A 14,837-nucleotide genomic window follows, 5' to 3' on the forward strand; every position below is an offset into this window, starting at 1 on the left:
GGCCGCTCTGCGTGAGGAACCCACGGAGAGCGGCCGGATGTGCAGAGCGAGAGCCCTGAGGAAGAACGCGTGTGGCTGGTCAGCCCTTGACGACGATGCTGACGATCTTGGGCGCGCGCACGACGACCTTGACGATCTCCCGATCGCCGATCGAGCGGATCACGCGCTCGTCCGCACGGGCGAGCGCTTCGAGGTCCGCCTCGCCGATACGGGCCGGCACCTCGAGCTGCGCACGCACCTTGCCACCCACCTGCACGACCGCCGTCACCGTGTCCTCGACGAGGAGCGCGGGGTCGGCCGAGCGCCAGGCGACGAGGCCCACCGAGGGCTCGTGCCCGAGGATCTCCCACATCTCCTCCGCCGTGTGCGGGGCGATGAGGTCGAGCATCACCGCAAGGGTCTCCGCCGCTTCGCGGACCGCCGGATCGGCCGCGCCTGCCGCACCGTCGATGGTCTTGCGGGTGATGTTCGCGAGCTCCATCAGACGCGCGACGAGCACGTTGAACTTGGTCTGCTCGACGAGCGCCGGGGCTTCGGAGAGCAGCTTGTGCGTGGCGCGTCGCAGGGCGGCGTCGCCGCCGGCGAAGACCACATCGACCGGGCTCGCGACCTCGTTGGCGATGCGCAGCGCGCGTGCCAGGAACTTCTGAGCACCCGTGGTCGAGACGTCTGCCCAGTCCTTGTCGTCCTCCACCGGGCCTGCGAACGCGAGACCGACACGCAGCGCATCGGCGCCATAGGCGTCGAGCTCCTCCTCGAACAGCACCAGGTTGCCCTTGCTCTTCGACATCTTCGCGCCGTCGAGCAGGACCATGCCCTGGTTGATGAGGTTCGAGAACGGCTCTGTGAAGTCGATCAGGCCCATGTCGAACAGCACCTTGGTGATGAAGCGCGCGTAGAGCAGGTGCAGGATGGCGTGCTCGACGCCGCCGATGTAGGAGTCGACCGGCGACCAGCGAGCCGCCTGCTTCGGGTCGAACGCCACGGTCTCGCTGTTCGGCGAGAGGAAGCGCAGGAAGTACCACGAGCTGTCGACGAACGTGTCCATGGTGTCGGGATCGCGCAGCACCGGGTCGCCGCTCTCGGCGTCGACCGTGCGCACCCAGCTCTCCGCCGCACCCAGCGGCGACGACCCCTTCGGCTTCAGGTCGAGACCCTCGACGCTGGGCAGCTTCACCGGCAGCTGGTCTTCGGGAACCGGGATGATCCGACCGTCCTCGGCGTGCAGCATCGGGATGGGCGTGCCCCAGAAACGCTGACGCGAGATCAGCCAGTCGCGCAGACGGTAGTTCTTCGCGGCACGACCCGTGCCGGTGGACTCCAGCTGCTCGATCGCACGGGCGATCGCGTTGCGCTTCGAGAGGCCGTTGAGCGCGCCGGAGTTGATCATCCGCCCCTCGCCCGTGAGGGCGATGCCGGTGGATGCCGGGTTCTGCTCGTCGAGCGCCGCGCCGGTGTCGATCGGCACGCCCTCTTCGTCGACCTCGATGACCGGCATCGCACCGGTGATGGGGGCCGTGGTGTCCACGACGACCTTGACGGGCAGATCGAAGGCGCGGGCGAAGTCGAGGTCGCGCTGATCGTGAGCAGGCACGGCCATCACCGCGCCGTGGCCGTAGTCGGCCAGCACGTAGTCGGCCGCCCAGACCGGCAGCTTCTCGCCGTTGACCGGGTTGATGGCGTAGCGCTCCAGGAACACGCCGGTCTTGGGGCGATCGGTCGCCTGCCGGTCGACGTCGGTGGTCTTCTGCACGTCGGCGAGGTACTTCTGGAAGCGGGCGCGCACCTCGTCGGGCGCATCGGCCGCGATCTCGCTCGCCAGATCGGAGTCGGGGGCGACCACGAAGAACGTCGCTCCGTGCAGCGTGTCGGGGCGCGTGGAGAACACGGTGACGGGCTCGTCGCGTCCCTCGATGCGGAAGTCGACGTCAGCGCCGATGGAGCGCCCGATCCAGTTGCGCTGCATCTGCAGCACCTTGTGCGGCCAGAACCCCTCGAGCTGGTTCAGGTCGTCGAGCAGTCGGTCGGCGTAATCGGTGATCTTGAAGTACCACTGCGTCAGCTTCTTCTTCACGACCTCCGCACCGCAGCGATCGCAGCGCCCGTCGACGACCTGCTCGTTCGCCAGCACGGTCTGGTCGTTCGGGCACCAGTTCACGGCGCTCTTCTTGCGGTAGGCGAGGCCGCGCTCGTGCAGCTTCAGGAACAGCCACTGGTTCCAGCGGTAGTACTCGGGATCCGAGGTGTGCAGCACGCGGGACCAGTCGAACGAGACACCGTAGTTCCGGAACGCCTGCTTCTGCTGGGCGATGTTCTGGTACGTCCACTCACGCGGGTCCGCCCCCTGGCGGATCGCCGCGTTCTCGGCAGGCAGACCGAAGGAGTCCCACCCGATGGGGTTGAGGACGTTGTGCCCGCGGTGACGCCAGAACCGGGCCACGATGTCGGAGTACAGGTAGTTCTCGGCGTGCCCCATGTGCAGGTCGCCGGACGGGTACGGGAACATCGCCAGCACGTAGCGGCGCGGCCGCGTGTCGTCGTCGCCGCCGGTGAGGAACGTCTCGTTCTCCGCCCAGTACTTCTGCCACTTGGCCTGGATAGCGTGCGCCGAGGAGGTCTCCTCGTCGACGGGAGAGGTGGACAGGTTCTCAGACAACGAACGCACGACCAATCTGATGGGAAAAGGGGATCAGCTCAGGATATCGGAAGCCCAGGCCGCGGGCGTTTCCGTACCGAGAGCAGCAAGGGGTGCGCGGGCTTTGGTCGCCACCTCCGCGACCTCCCTGGCGGCGACGGATCCCCAGGTGATCCCGCCGCCGGCTCCGACCACGGCGCGATCGCCGTCGATGACGATGCTGCGGATGACCATCGCCAGGTCGAGTCCGCCGTCGTCGCCGATGTATCCGAAGCACCCCGCATAGACACCGCGCGGCCCGGCCTCGAGGTCGTGCAGACGCGTCATCGCCGACAGCTTCGGCGCCCCCGTCATGCTGCCGGCCGGAAAGGCGGCCGTGAAGAGATCTCCGACCGTCGCCCCGTCGGCGGCCGTGCCGCTGACCGTGCTGACCAGCTGGTGCACGGCCGGGTACGTCTCGACCTGCCACAGCGCCTCGACACGGATCGACCCTGGTACGCACACACGCGAGAGGTCATTGCGCATCAGATCGACGATCATCACGTTCTCGGCGCGCTCCTTCGCGTCGACGGCGAGTTCTGCGGCGAGCGCGGCATCGGACTCAGCGTCCTGACCGCGCGGCCTGGTGCCCTTGATCGGCCGGGTGCGGATCACTCCGCCCTCGGCGTGCAGGAACTGCTCGGGGCTCGCACTGAGCAGCGTCCGCCCCCCGATGCGCACGAACCCGCCGTGGTGCGCGGGGGTCGCCGAGCGGAGTCGACGGTACGCGGATGCCGCGTCGTGTGCGCCCTCGACGGTGAAGCGCGTCGTGAGGCAGAGCTGGTAGGCGATGCCCTGTCGGATGAGATCGCGGCAGCGCTCGATCAGCACTGCGTACTCCTCGGGAGTGTGCCGTGCATCGGCGATCGTGGAGGTGTCGGGAAGCGGTGCGGCCTGCGACACGGGCGATCCGCTGCCCGCGATTCGGGCGACTTCGTCCACCCACTCGGCGAGATCACTCCGGGGCGCGGAGACCCAGGTGCGGCCGGTCCTGTGGTCGAGGGCGACGAGACGGGTCACCTGCAGCCACGCGCCGTCGGCCTCGTCGGCCTCGCCGGACACCGGAGCACCGGCGGCGCGAGCACCGGTCTCGTAGTCCTGCCAGCCGACCCAGCCTCCGCGCAGCGGCGGATGATCGGGGTCCGTGACGCGCCCGCCGGCGAGGGGAACACCGGCGGGGAACTCACCTCGCTCCCCCGTTCCGATGAAGCTCCACCCCTCGACGGCGTCGGCGCCCGCGTCGAGCCAGAACAGGTCGGCCCATCGCGCTTCGAGCGCGAGGAAGAGTGCGAGGGGCTCGACCTCGGCGGAGAGGATGCGGGCGCTCAGACGTTCGGGCACGTTCTCAGCCTAGGCCGCGGCGACTCCCGTACTCTCGAGGAGTGGACGAGCTCGTACCGTGGTTGATCGACTTCATGAGGTCGATCGATCCGATCGCCCGCACACTGATCGCCGGCGTCGCCGTGCTCCTCGAGACGAGCGTGCTGATCGGTCTGATCTTCCCCGGCGACACGGTGGTCCTCGTCGCATCCATCGGTATCACCACGGTCCCTCAGGGCGTCGCGATGGTCCTCGCGGTGGTGATCGGTGCGCTGATCGGCGAGAGCATCGGCTTCTGGCTCGGTCGATGGATCGGTCCGCACATCCGCGCCTCCTGGGTGGGCCGGCGCGTCGGCGAGGAGAACTGGGTGCGCGCCGAACGCTATCTGGCGCGACGGGGCGGCATCGCCATATTCCTGTCGCGCTTCCTTCCCGTGCTGCATTCACTGGTCCCCCTCACCGTGGGCATGAGCCACTACTCCTACCGCCGCTTCCTCGCATGGACGGCCCCCGCCTGCCTGCTGTGGGCGACCGCGTACGTGAGCATCACGTCTCTCGCGGCGGGAAGCTTCGATGAACTCGCGGACCGCGTGCACTACGCGGGGTACATCTTCGTGGGGATCATCGCCCTGTTCCTCCTCGCGGTGTTCATCGGCAAGAAGGTGCTGTCGCGTCTCGAAGCCCGTCACCTCGACATCTCCGATGCGGCGGGCGCGGACGAGGCGACCGACGTGAAAGACTGAAGCAATGGCTTCGTCACCCCCGACGCCCCGGATCCACTGGTTCGCGCGTCTCGAACACCGCCTCCACGTATGGCGGGAAAAACGAGCGCGCCGCCGGGGTCGTACCGCGACCATCCTCCCGTTCCCCGGCTACGGCGGACCCGGATGGGTGCGTGTCGTGGGTCGCGTGCTCATCGTGCCTCCCGCCCGCAGCACCAAGGACGGCGAGCTGGCGAGTGTGCGCGGGTGGCGCAGCTTCGTCGGCATCCCGGTCAGTTTCGCGAAGGTCACCGTGCGGATCGGGGACACCGATCACGACGTCGTCGCGGATCGGGGCGGTGTGATCGACTCGGTCGTCCACGCGGATCTCGACCCCGGATGGCAGAACTTCACCTTCTCGGTGGAGGGCGGGGATCCGGTCGAGGCGACTGCGTTCATCGTCGCGGCGTCCACGCACTTCGGTGTGGTGTCGGATGTCGATGACACGGTCATGGTGACAGCTCTCCCCCGTCCTTTTATCGCGGCCTGGAACTCGTTCGTCGTCGACGAGCACGCACGCCTCCCCGTCCCCGGTATGGCGGTGCTCCTCGACCAGGTGCTGCGCGAGCACCCCGGCGCTCCGATGGTCTACCTCTCCACGGGCGCCTGGAACGTGGCTCCGACGTTGCGACGCTTCCTCGGTCGCCACCTGTTCCCCTCCGGATCCATGCTCCTCACCGACTGGGGGCCCACGCACGACCGGTGGTTCCGCAGCGGCCGCGAGCACAAGCTCACCAACCTCCGTCGACTCGCCACGGAGTTCCCCCACGTGAAGTGGCTGCTCATCGGAGACGACGGTCAGCACGACGAGGCGATCTACTCCGAGTTCATGGAGGAGCACCCCACCTCGGTCGCCGGCGTCGCGATCCGCCGACTGCTGCCGGCCGAGGCCGTGCTCGCCGGTGGTCGAGCAGGTCGAGAGCCGCACTCCGAGGACGTCGCTCCCTGGGTCAGTGCCGAAGACGGCGCAGGACTCCGCGACCTGCTGGGCGAAGCCGGCATCCTCCGCTGACATGAGCACCTCCCTCCCCCGCCACGTCTGGCTGGAGCGCGAGCACGAGCATCAGGCCCGGGCGGACGCGCTCACCGCCGCACACCGCGAGCGCGCGTCGCGGCGCGAGAAGCATCCGGTCTGGGACTTCCTCTTCACCTATTACAGCTACAAGCCGGCGCAGCTGCGCCGCTGGCATCCGGGCGCCGGCGTCGAGCTCGAGGACGCTCCCGAACGCCGATCCTGGCGCTGGTACACCGCGGGATCCACGCCCGATGGTGTGACGCCCGACGCGGCGCTCTTCGCCCACGAGAAGTCCGACCTGGCGGGACTCATCGAGCGGATGCTGCGCCGCACCGCCTCACGCCCGGGGCAGTTCGGCTGCTTCGGACTGCACGAGTGGGCGATGGTGTACCGCGCAGACGAGCACCGGCACGCCGTCGCTCTGCGTCTCGGCCAGGCCGGAACCGATCGCGTCGTCGAGGCGCATGATCTCCGCTGCACGCACTTCGACGCCTTCCGGTTCTTCACCCCTGAGGCCGTGCCCCGCAATCGCTCGCCTCTGACCCGCGACGACCAGTCACTGTTCGAGCAGCCCGGATGCCTGCACGCCGGCATGGATCTGTACAAGTGGGCGCTGAAGCTGGGCCCCCTCGTGCCGGGTGAGCTCCTGCTCGACGCCTTCGAGCTGGCGAGGGACATCAGGCTCCTCGACATGCAGGCCGCGCCCTACGACCTGTCGGCATGGGACGTCGTCCCGGTGCCGATCGAGACCGCCGAGGGCAAGGCCGAGTACGTCCGCCAGCAGCGCGGCTTCGCCGAGCGGGGAACGCGGCTGCGTGCCGACCTGCTCGATGCCTGGCTCGGCACGCCCGTCGCCGCGCACCTCTGAGCGGTCTCAGCCGGCGGGCTCGCAGTCGGGGCACAGCGCCCACTCGGCGCTCGCCGCGGTCGACTGCAACCGCAGGGTCATCACCCTCGTGGCGGCCTCCGCGAGGCGGTCTTCCGGCAGCGTGCCCGCGTCGACGGCCGCGCTGAGTCCTGCGGTGATCTGCCCCGCGGTCTCGGCGGTGGATCCGGCGATCATCAAGACCAGGTCCGTCCCGGCGGAGACCGCGGTGACGGCGTTCGCCACCGGGTCGGCGTATTCGGGGATGCCCGAGGATTGCAGCATCCCGAGATCGTCGGTGACGATGACGCCGTCGAAGCCGAGCTCCTCGCGAGCGATCTCGTGCCACCGCGGCGACAGCGAGGCGGGGGCCGGATCGACCGCCGTGTACGCGAGGTGCCCGAACATCAGCACGGATGCGCCCGCATCCACCCCCGCGACGAAGGGGACCGCATCGCTCTCCCGCCACTCCTCGAGAGTCTTCGCGGTCTCGGGGATCGCGTGATGCGAGTCGCCCGGCGCGGCACCGTGTCCGGGAAAATGCTTCAGCGTCGACGCGATGAGCGCCTCCTGCGCCGTGGTCGCTGCCGCGACGCGATCAGCCGCTGACTGCGGGTCCGTCCCCAGCGCGCGTCCGAAGATGAACGACCCGGGGTCGGCGGTGACATCGGCGACCGTGCCGAAGTCGACCGAGATCCCGGCATCGGCGACGAGTGCGGCGCGCGCAGAGAAGGCCGCCGACGTCTCGGCGGCGGGAGACGTCTTGAGCGTCGTCGAGGCCGGGTAGGTGTCGCCGGGCAGACGGGAGACGATCCCGCCCTCCTGATCGACGGCGACGAGAGGCGGCAGCTCGGGATCGACCGTGAGCGCATCGGTGATGGTCGTGAGCGCTGCGCCGTCGCCGGGGATGTTCGCGCCCATCAGGATGAAGCCGCCGAGCCCCTGTGCCATGTACTGCCGCAGAGCGGCTGTGTCCGTGGTCGGGATGTGTCCCATCACGATGCTCGCGGCCTGCTCTTCGATCGACATCTGCTCGACGAGCGCGGCGGCTCGGTGCTGCGGCCCCAGCCCCGCCTCGTCCGCCGGCGCGTCAGACCTCGGGCCCACGGCCGTCAGACCCTCGTTGTTCGGAGGAGTGCGCGTCGGGACGCCCTCGCCGACGACAGCCCCGTGGGCCGACGCCGACAGGCACAGTCCCATGATCACGGCCGTGGCGACGGCCACGGCCCGCCGTCGCGGCACCGCGCTCAGGCGTGGAGCGCGTCGGCGATCGGCAGCGCCGCGTCGGCCGGGCCGTTGCCGAAGCGGATCGTGCGGCCGATGGTAGACGGGTTGCCGACGACCTCGGCGATCACCGCCGCGACGTCTGCCCGCGACACCTCGCCGTGCCCCTCGGGATCGAGAACGATACGACCGGTCGGCGCATCGAAGGTGAGGGTGCCCGGTCCGAGGATCGTGCCCTCGAGGGCGGTGCCGCGCAGATGCTCGTCCGCCGCCCACTTCGCGTCGGCGTAGGCGAAGAACCCGTCGTCCTCCGGCACTCCGTGGTCGGCCTTCGAGCCGATCCACGACACCATGACGTAGCGCGCGACATCGGCCTCGCCTGCGGCGTCCATGGTGCGGATCGCCGCATCGCGGTCGACGGCGTACGTGCGCTCTGCGGATCCTCCGCCGGCGCCCGCTGACCAGACGACGGCGTCGTGCCCGCGGATGATGTCGGAGAGCGCCGCGGTGTCGAGGGTCTCGACGTCGGCGACGAGAGCGCGAGCGCCCGTCTGCTCGACCTCCTCGACGTGATCGGGGTTGCGGATCACGGATGTGACCTCATCGCCGCGGGCGACGAGAAGAGGGGCGAGCAGGAGTGCGATGCGGCCGTGGCCGCCGAAGACGATGATTCGCGACATGCTTTCACCCTACGCGCCTCTGCCGACACCGGCTCGGGGGTGCGCTCAGCGAGGACCCTGCGAGCTGTCGATGACGAAGGCCTGCGGGTGCCCAGGGAGGTAGCGGACCACGACAGGCTCGCCGGAGGGCAGGTAGGCATCGCGATCCGGGTACACGGCCGGGGTGAAGAAGTTGCTCTCGATCGTGTACTCCACCCCGCTCGGGGTCGTGAACGTCACCCAGTCGCCGTCGACGGTGCCGGTCGTCGGCTGACCGTGCTCGTGGATGTAGGCGCGCGTGATCGGCACCCCCGTGAGGCTGAGGATGCCGATCACGAGGTTCGCCAGCATGACGACGGCGAGCACCCGGAACACGAGGCGGCGCACAGCGCCCACCGCCCTCCCACGCGTGGCGATGTGGCCGTGGAGCAGCCCTTCGCGCTCTCGGACGCGCCGCAGCGACGCTCCGGGCGCTGCACCGCCCGCGGACATGGCGAACAGTCCGAGGATCGAGAAGCCCGCGATGAACACCATCGCGTACCCGTGCGACGCGGGGAAGTCGATCAGCCAGATGAGTGTGTCGAGGATGTTCATCGTCCGGCCTCCTTCTCGATCGTCACGGCCACGGTCTTCGGATCCTCGCGCCGGTAGAAGGCCCAGATCGGTGAGCCGACCTGGAACCGCGAGATCGCCTCGGGGTACGCGAACACCGTGGTGTCGGCCTCCCACGTCGAAGCGCCTTCGGGGGCCATGAGCACCTTCAGCTCGAGCTCGCTCTGCCCCTCTCTGCGCCTCCCTGTCGGGCGCACGGACAGGACGGAGGCCGGCACCTGGATGCCGGTCGTCCGCGCCTTCACCTGACGGGGATCGATGAGGCCGCGATCGATCCTCCACTGCAGCAGCGCGTCACGCACCGACGGGTCCGTGATGTCGGCGAGTTCGACCGCATCCTGATCCGTGACGCTGTACCGCACGGGGATCGGTTGACCGACCTGGAGCGATGAGAGGTCGGTGTTCTCGACCAGCATCCGCAGCTGTCCGATGAAGTCGTCGCCCGTCTTCGGTGCGACTCGGATGAAGAGGTCGTATTGCGGGACGTCGTTGACGGTGAGGCCGGTGCGGGAGATCTCGACGATGCTGCCCACGCCGATCTGCGACTCACCGCGGACACGCTTGCGGCGACCGAGGCCCGACATCGAGCCGCCGAGGGTGAGGAGCAATCCCCAGGCGACTCCGATGATGATCGGCCCACCCAGCGTGTCCTCTCCGGAGAACGGGAGGATCGAGTTCCGCTGATCGACCCCGAACAGCCCCTCGCCGGTCCAGATCACGAGCCACACCGACAGCAGCAGCCAAATGACCAGGAGGATGATGCGGATCATGCCACCAGCGTAGCGACCGAGCATCGACTCACACGGTGCGGACGGGCGAGATCGCGCCGACTCACACGGTGCGGACGGGTGCCGCAGCCAACGCGCGCTGCACGCCCGTCGCCGCCGAGCGGCCCGCGCGGTTCGCCCCGATGGTGCTCGCCGAGGGGCCGTAGCCGACGAGCTGGATCCGAGGGTCCCGCACCGCGGTGGTGCCACGGCCATGTCGATCGAGCTGGATGCCGCCGGCCGCACTGCGCAGATGCAGTGGTGCGAGATGAGAGATCGCGGGACGGAAGCCGGTCGCCCACAGGATCACGTCGACGCGCTCGAACGACCCGTCAGCCCACCGCACGCCATCGGGCTCGATGCTCTGGAACATCGGCAGACGCGCGGCGTAGGCACCGAGGCGCTCCGCCTCGCGCTCCTGCGGGCGCAGCATCAGACCCGTCACGCTGACCACGCTCTGCGGGGGAAGGCCCTGCGCCACCCGCTGCTCGACGAGTGCGACCGCGGCCGCCCCGGCTTCAGGGGTGAAGTCGTCATCGCGCCACACGGGCTCGCGACGGGTCGCCCAGAGCGTGTCTGTGAGCGGGGCAAGCGCCCCGAGGAACTGCACGGCCGACGCGCCGCCGCCGACCACCAGCACCCGCTTGCCGATGAAATGCTGCGGGCCCGGATAGTCGACCGTGTGCAGCTGCTCCCCGACGAAGGTCTCCATGCAGGGATAGTGCGGGATGAACGGATGCGTCCAGGTGCCCGTCGCGTTCACCAGGGTACGTGTGCGCCACTCGCGCTCCCCCGCACGCACCCGGAGGATGCCGTCGTCGTCCTCGACACGATCCACCCGCACCGGCCGAACGACGGGGAGTCGATGCGCGCGCTCGTAGGCGGCGAAGTATGCCGGCACCGCGATGTTCGCGCGCTGGCCGTCACGCGGAGGGGGTGTGTCACCCGGCAGCTCGGCCACGCCGTGCACGTCCCGCATCGTCAACGCATCCCACCGGTGACGCCATGCACCGCCCGGCTCGGCGTCCGAATCGAGCACCACGTGCGAGAGCCCCAGACGGGTCAGATGGAAGGATGACGAGAGTCCGGCTTGACCGGCGCCGATCACGAGACTGTCCAGGATGCTCACGGTGATGTCAACGCCCGCGAGGCCCGGAGTGTTCCGCATCATGACGCGCCCGGGCGGCGCCGCCCGATTGGTGCTGCGCGCGATCCGTGTAGTACTCTGTTCAAGTTGCTTCGAGCAGTTCGGAAGCAGTTCTGGGCCTGTGGCGCAGCTGGTAGCGCACCTGCATGGCATGCAGGGGGTCGGGGGTTCGAGTCCCCCCAGGTCCACAACGAAACCCGCGAGAAATCGCGGGTTTTTTTGTGTTCTTCAACGGTTTCGCAGCGGCGCCGACGCTTCCGGCACGCCTCGTCTACTGACCTAAGGTGAGGAGATGAACTCGGGTGAGGCGCGGACGATCGACACTCGTTCCCGTCGCCCGCGCCTTCTGGTGGATGTTCTCTTGGTCGTCGTTGCGGGGCTTGTCGTGTTTGTGCAGGCCGGCGGGACGTGGTGGGGCGGTCTGGCTGGCGACGCGCTGTACGCCGCGCTCATCTACCTCATCTTCGCGATCGCGTTTCCGCGAACGAAGGTCACGGCCATCGCCGCCGTCGCGTTCGCCATCTGCGCGGCCATCGAACTGTTCCAGCTGACGGGAATGCCAACGACCTGGGCGGATGCCTTCTGGCCCATTCGGCTGGTCCTCGGAGTGGGGTTCGACCCGCTCGACCTGGTCGCGTACGCAGTGGGCTCGGCCGCTGCGGCCGGCTACGACACGGTGCTCTGGCGCGCTGGCTACGGAGCGAGTTCCCGCCCCACAGAGACGGCTCCGTGAGATGCACAGAGCCTCGGGCCGTCAGGTCTCCCTGCCCTGATGCGTCCCCTGATACCGCTAGTCCTGAACGGCCCCGCGTCGGCGGGAACGAGACTCCGAGTCGCGAGCTTCGACGAGGAACCACGCGCCCGGGCCCAAGAAGGGAACCACAAGGATTGCGAAAGACCACAGGAGGACCTGGAGTGCTGAGAGACCCCTGGTCCGAATGAGCGACACGAACGCGAAGATGGCCAGGGCAAAACCGGCCACCAGGGCGGCCATGACGAGCCCGTCAGTGAGTGTCGGAATGAGCGGGTTCATGATTCTCCGTAGGCTCGGGCTGCTCGGGCATGACTCACGCTGAAGCGGGCCCGCTCGGGGTCAGATCTCGGTGTTATCGCCAGCCATCGCTGAGAACGCTACCGGAACCGTTCCCCAAGTCCTGTTCCCTGCGCCAGGGACTTGCTATCTGCGGTCGTCCTGGATAGAAAGGCGAGGCCGTCCTTGATCTCCTCGACGGCTCTTCGACAACTGGAGGCTACGGGTGCTGGGACTCTTCCGACGCGCTGAGACGATGATCGACAGCGCGGTGCCCCGCCCCGAACCCGGGCTCTGGTCGCGCGGTTTCGGCCTCGCAGCGACGAGGAGTCTGCAGACGCTCGCCGTGCTCGCACTCGTCGCGGTCGGCGTGCTGGTCATCACGCAGTTGTCGCTGGTCTTCATTCCGGTGACCATCGCCCTGATCCTCGCGTGTGCGATCCATCCGCTGGTCGCCTTCATGCGCCGGCGCGGCGTCCCCTCCATCCTCGCGACCTGGATCGCGCTGATCGGCATCATCGTGGTGCTGGGCGGCGTCGTCTGGGTGATCGTGCTCACCGTGCGCTCCCAGTGGGACGACCTCGTCGATTCCGCCAGCGACGGCATCGCCCAGGTCACGTCATGGCTGAACACGCTCCCCTTCGATTTCGCGTCGATCGACCTCGACGACGTGTGGGCCGGTGCCGGTGACTTCCTCACCAGCGCCTCCTTCGGACGCGGGGCGCTCGCCGGCGTCTCCGCGACCGCGAGCTTCTTCACCGGGCTCGCCCTGATGATCGTCGTGCTGTTCTTCTTCCTCAAAGACGGTCCGCGCATCTGGGAGTTCCTGCTTCGCCCGTTCACGGGTGCCAGCTACGAGCGTGCCCGTCGCATCGGCGACAAGACCGTCGACGTGTTCGGCGGCTACATCCGCGGGACCTCGATCGTCGCTGCGGCGGACGCCCTCGGCATCGGGATCGGGCTCGCGATCCTCCAGATCCCGCTCGCGCTCCCGCTCGCCGTGATCGTGTTCCTCACGGCCTTCATCCCGCTCGTGGGAGCGACGGCGGCCGGCATTCTCGCGGCACTGGTCGCCCTCGTCACACACGGCCCACTGGCTGCGCTCATCGTCATCGGCATCGTGGTGCTGGTCAACCAGCTCGAGGGCAACTTCCTGCAGCCGGTCGTGATGGCGCGGTCGCTCAAGCTGCACGCCCTCGTCATCCTCCTCGCTCTGACCACCGGCACGATCCTCGGGGGAATCGTCGGCGCCGTCCTCTCGGTGCCGATCGCCGCGGTCGCGTGGGGCATCATCACGGTGTGGGACGGCGAGAACACGCCCGCCAAGCCGTTCCGCAAGAAGCGCCCCGAAGAGGTCTGAGCCGTGTCGCGACCGGCCGCCGCCGGTCGCGACACGGCTGCTCGGAGTCTCTCCCGACTCGTGCCAGACTTGACGGGTGACCGAGTCCAGGAAGCCCGCCGTCGTCCGCGGCTTCGCTGCGTCGTCGCTCGCGATCTTCACCGCTCTCGCCGGTCACCTCACCGGCGGCGGGGCTATGCCCGGACCTCTGGGAATCGTCGTGCCCTGGCTGCTCTCCGTGATGATCTGCGTCCTGCTCGCGGGACGCCGTCTCTCCTTGGCCCGCATGAGCCTGTCGGTCGTGCTGAGCCAGTTCCTCTTCCACGTGCTGTTCGTGCTCGGCACCGTCACCCCGTCGGGTGTCTCTGCGCCCCACGTGCACGGCGGGCCGGTGGTGATCCCCGCAGGGCCCGGCATCTCTGAGGCCGTCGTCGCCGATGGCAGCATGTGGATCGGCCACGGCATCGCCGCCCTGGTGACCGTCCTCGCCCTGCACAGGGGAGAACGCCTGATCCTCGCTCTGCGCACGCTGTCCGGGCAGGCCGTGCGTTGGATGCGGCGTCGGCTCGACGCCGCCCTCGTCCGTCCCGCTCTTCCCGCGTTCGTCCGCACTCGCGGAGAGTTCCTTCTCCGGCGCGCGTCCGCCCCCGTTCACCTCACGACCCTTCGAGGCCGCGCCCCTCCGGCGATCCCTGCGATCTGATCCGCGCGCGCGGCCGCAACGGCCCCGACGCGCGTCCTCGCCGTGTGCCCCTGCGCTCACGGCGCTGCACGCAGGAACGACGTCGATGATCGACGTCCGTCGAAAGGTCTCCCCCTCCCATGTCCCCTCTCCGCAGATCTGCGGTGGGGCTGGCGCTGGCCGCCGTCGCGGTGTTCGCGTCGGCCGTCCCCGCGTCCGCCCACGACCAACTCGTCTCGAGCACCCCCGGCGACGGGGAACAGCTCGCGTCCGCACCCTCGACCGTGTCGATGACGTTCTCGGGCGAACTGCTCGTGCTGGATTCCGAGCTGACCGGTGCCGTCGTGCTCGTCGTCGACGAGTCCGGCACGGACTGGGTGACCGGCCCGGTCACGGTCGCCGGGAACACGGTCACCGCGCCGTTGGATCCTGAGATGCCGGTGGCCGGCTACCAGGTGCGGTGGCAGGTCGTATCGGAGGACGGACACCCGATCTCGGGCGTCATCCCCTTCACGATCGGCGATGCCGAGCCGATGCCGATCGGCTCGACGCCAGCCGGCGAGCCGGATGACGGACCGGACGCGACCCCCTCGACCCCTGCCGCAGATCAGATCGCCGACGAGACGGGCGGCGCCACCCGGGTGCTGCTCGTCGGAGCAGGCGGGGCGGCCGTGGCCGCGCTCGCCTTCGTCCTGTATCGAATCCTTCGTCGTCCTCGCACGACAGATGAGCTGTGAAAGGC

General features: G+C 69.0%; 15 protein-coding genes and 1 tRNA gene. 8 read left to right on the forward strand and 8 right to left on the reverse strand.

What is annotated here, in order from left to right:
- Positions 1-79: 79 nt before the first annotated feature.
- Together leuS and DXT68_RS09935 are read right to left on the reverse strand one after the other, a co-directional pair.
- Complete coding sequence (leuS, locus tag DXT68_RS09930; protein ID WP_045254683.1) at positions 80-2,656, reverse strand: leucine--tRNA ligase; 2,577 nt, start codon at positions 2,654-2,656, stop codon at positions 80-82.
- A gap of 33 nt (positions 2,657-2,689) precedes the next feature.
- The gene (locus tag DXT68_RS09935) at positions 2,690-4,015 is read right to left on the reverse strand and encodes an anthranilate synthase component I family protein (protein WP_115760488.1); all 1,326 of its coding nucleotides are present in this window, start codon (positions 4,013-4,015) and stop codon (positions 2,690-2,692) included.
- 41 nt (positions 4,016-4,056) lie between these two features.
- On the opposite strand from DXT68_RS09935, the gene DXT68_RS09940 reads away from it, so the two are divergent.
- From DXT68_RS09940 to DXT68_RS09950, 3 genes are read left to right on the forward strand one after another with little or no spacing between them, the layout of a single operon-like run.
- The gene (locus tag DXT68_RS09940; RefSeq protein ID WP_045254630.1) at positions 4,057-4,737 is read left to right on the forward strand and encodes a DedA family protein; all 681 of its coding nucleotides are present in this window, start codon (positions 4,057-4,059) and stop codon (positions 4,735-4,737) included.
- A gap of 4 nt (positions 4,738-4,741) precedes the next feature.
- Positions 4,742-5,767 carry an App1 family protein phosphatidate phosphatase gene (locus tag DXT68_RS09945; protein WP_045254631.1) on the forward strand — a complete coding sequence of 342 codons (1,026 nt, stop codon included), beginning with the start codon at positions 4,742-4,744 and terminating at the stop codon, positions 5,765-5,767.
- A 1-nt stretch (position 5,768) separates the two neighbouring features.
- Entirely contained in the window at positions 5,769-6,638 is an 870-nt protein-coding gene (locus DXT68_RS09950; RefSeq protein WP_045254685.1) for a hypothetical protein, read from the forward strand.
- A gap of 6 nt (positions 6,639-6,644) precedes the next feature.
- Here DXT68_RS09950 and DXT68_RS09955 read toward each other — a convergent pair whose 3' ends face one another.
- The 5 genes from DXT68_RS09955 to DXT68_RS09975 all read right to left on the reverse strand — a co-directional run bounded on the left by DXT68_RS09955 (position 6,645) and on the right by DXT68_RS09975 (position 11,026).
- On the reverse strand, positions 6,645-7,859 hold the full coding sequence (locus tag DXT68_RS09955; RefSeq protein ID WP_244268202.1) for a glycoside hydrolase family 3 N-terminal domain-containing protein: 1,215 nt from the start codon (positions 7,857-7,859) through the stop codon (positions 6,645-6,647).
- A 23-nt stretch (positions 7,860-7,882) separates the two neighbouring features.
- A complete protein-coding gene (locus DXT68_RS09960; protein ID WP_045254632.1) occupies positions 7,883-8,539 on the reverse strand; it encodes an SDR family oxidoreductase in 657 nt (218 codons plus the stop codon).
- A gap of 45 nt (positions 8,540-8,584) precedes the next feature.
- The gene (locus tag DXT68_RS09965) at positions 8,585-9,112 is read right to left on the reverse strand and encodes a hypothetical protein (protein WP_045254633.1); all 528 of its coding nucleotides are present in this window, start codon (positions 9,110-9,112) and stop codon (positions 8,585-8,587) included.
- Positions 9,109-9,900: a hypothetical protein gene (locus tag DXT68_RS09970; protein ID WP_045254634.1), complete on the reverse strand. Its 792-nt coding sequence runs from the start codon at positions 9,898-9,900 to the stop codon at positions 9,109-9,111. Before DXT68_RS09970 ends, DXT68_RS09965 begins: the two co-directional genes overlap by 4 nt.
- 61 nt (positions 9,901-9,961) lie before the next feature.
- On the reverse strand, positions 9,962-11,026 hold the full coding sequence (locus DXT68_RS09975; RefSeq protein ID WP_045254687.1) for an NAD(P)-binding domain-containing protein: 1,065 nt from the start codon (positions 11,024-11,026) through the stop codon (positions 9,962-9,964).
- Positions 11,027-11,159: 133 nt separating this feature from the next.
- Between DXT68_RS09975 and DXT68_RS09980 the strand changes: the two genes are divergently transcribed.
- Together DXT68_RS09980 and DXT68_RS09985 are read left to right on the forward strand one after the other, a co-directional pair.
- Positions 11,160-11,232, forward strand: a tRNA-Ala gene (locus DXT68_RS09980).
- A gap of 104 nt (positions 11,233-11,336) precedes the next feature.
- Positions 11,337-11,777, forward strand: coding sequence for a DUF2809 domain-containing protein (locus DXT68_RS09985; protein ID WP_052677772.1), 441 nt, complete (start codon positions 11,337-11,339; stop codon positions 11,775-11,777).
- Between the two features lie 57 nt (positions 11,778-11,834).
- Here DXT68_RS09985 and DXT68_RS17410 read toward each other — a convergent pair whose 3' ends face one another.
- A complete protein-coding gene (locus DXT68_RS17410; RefSeq protein WP_052677773.1) occupies positions 11,835-12,077 on the reverse strand; it encodes a PLDc N-terminal domain-containing protein in 243 nt (80 codons plus the stop codon).
- A gap of 226 nt (positions 12,078-12,303) precedes the next feature.
- On the opposite strand from DXT68_RS17410, the gene DXT68_RS09995 reads away from it, so the two are divergent.
- The 3 genes from DXT68_RS09995 to DXT68_RS10005 all read left to right on the forward strand — a co-directional run bounded on the left by DXT68_RS09995 (position 12,304) and on the right by DXT68_RS10005 (position 14,832).
- Positions 12,304-13,434, forward strand: a complete 1,131-nt coding sequence (locus DXT68_RS09995; RefSeq protein WP_373372458.1) for an AI-2E family transporter — start codon at positions 12,304-12,306, stop codon at positions 13,432-13,434.
- 76 nt (positions 13,435-13,510) lie between these two features.
- Positions 13,511-14,116, forward strand: a complete 606-nt coding sequence (locus DXT68_RS10000; RefSeq protein WP_045254635.1) for a hypothetical protein — start codon at positions 13,511-13,513, stop codon at positions 14,114-14,116.
- Between the two features lie 119 nt (positions 14,117-14,235).
- A complete protein-coding gene (locus DXT68_RS10005) occupies positions 14,236-14,832 on the forward strand; it encodes a copper resistance CopC family protein (protein ID WP_045254636.1) in 597 nt (198 codons plus the stop codon).
- The last annotated feature ends 5 nt before the right edge of the window (positions 14,833-14,837 follow it).

The organism is Microbacterium foliorum (assembly GCF_003367705.1).
GTDB lineage: Bacteria > Actinomycetota > Actinomycetes > Actinomycetales > Microbacteriaceae > Microbacterium > Microbacterium foliorum.

Coding starts and splice junctions, on each gene's coding strand:
- DXT68_RS09945 (WP_045254631.1), top strand. CDS start 4,742: ATGGCTTCGTCACCCCCGACGCCCCGGATCCACTGGTTCGCGCGTCTC.
- DXT68_RS09950 (WP_045254685.1), top strand. CDS start 5,769: ATGAGCACCTCCCTCCCCCGCCACGTCTGGCTGGAGCGCGAGCACGAG.
- DXT68_RS09960 (WP_045254632.1), bottom strand. CDS start 8,539: ATGTCGCGAATCATCGTCTTCGGCGGCCACGGCCGCATCGCACTCCTG.
- DXT68_RS09965 (WP_045254633.1), bottom strand. CDS start 9,112: ATGAACATCCTCGACACACTCATCTGGCTGATCGACTTCCCCGCGTCG.
- DXT68_RS09970 (WP_045254634.1), bottom strand. CDS start 9,900: ATGATCCGCATCATCCTCCTGGTCATTTGGCTGCTGCTGTCGGTGTGG.
- DXT68_RS09985 (WP_052677772.1), top strand. CDS start 11,337: ATGAACTCGGGTGAGGCGCGGACGATCGACACTCGTTCCCGTCGCCCG.
- DXT68_RS17410 (WP_052677773.1), bottom strand. CDS start 12,077: ATGAACCCGCTCATTCCGACACTCACTGACGGGCTCGTCATGGCCGCC.
- DXT68_RS10005 (WP_045254636.1), top strand. CDS start 14,236: ATGTCCCCTCTCCGCAGATCTGCGGTGGGGCTGGCGCTGGCCGCCGTC.